Genomic DNA, 586 nt, shown 5'->3' on the forward strand with positions numbered 1-586 from the left:
CGCGAAGCGCGCTTCTTGCGGACGGCGGAGCATCGGCGCGAACTGGTTCGATGGGAGGCCGGCTATGCCTTGACCATGCTTGCCGTCTTCCTCGGGATCGGACTTTTCACGGCAACCGCTGGCAGGCGACCACTGCGCTCCCTGCGGCGCCAGCTTTCCCTGCTCGATCCGCAAAATCCCTGGCAACGGGTCCATGCGGATGAACGAGATCCGGAAATCGACGCCTTGACCCGAGAAATCAACCGCCTCCTCGATCGAATCCAAGAAACCTTGGCGGAAGTCGATCGCGCTTCCGCCCGGATCGCTCACGAGCTCAAGCTCCCGCTGACCCTCGCGCGACTTCGGATGGAGCGCGTCGTGGAGAAGGTCGATCCGGCGATTGCCGAGCAGATCGAAGCGGAGCTCGACCGCCTCGGACACCACCTCGATCGGGCGCTCCTCTTGGCCCGCGCGGAAAAGGGCGGTCTCGTGCTCCATTGGGAACGGCTGCGAGTCGACGAGCTCATGGAAGCGCTCTTGGAGGGATTTCGGCTATTGGCCGAGGCCGAGGGCCGATCTCTGGAGATCCGAGCCCGGCGCGCCGAGG

Annotated in this window: 1 protein-coding gene; it reads left to right on the top strand. The window is 64.8% G+C overall.

Features of this window, described 5'->3' with window-relative positions; all coding sequences use genetic code 11:
- On the top strand, nt 1–586 hold a 586-nt coding region (locus tag FN369_RS10985; RefSeq protein WP_374728751.1), incomplete at both ends, for a sensor histidine kinase.

This window comes from Methylacidimicrobium cyclopophantes, from assembly GCF_902143385.2.
GTDB classification, from domain to species: domain Bacteria; phylum Verrucomicrobiota; class Verrucomicrobiia; order Methylacidiphilales; family Methylacidiphilaceae; genus Methylacidimicrobium; species Methylacidimicrobium cyclopophantes.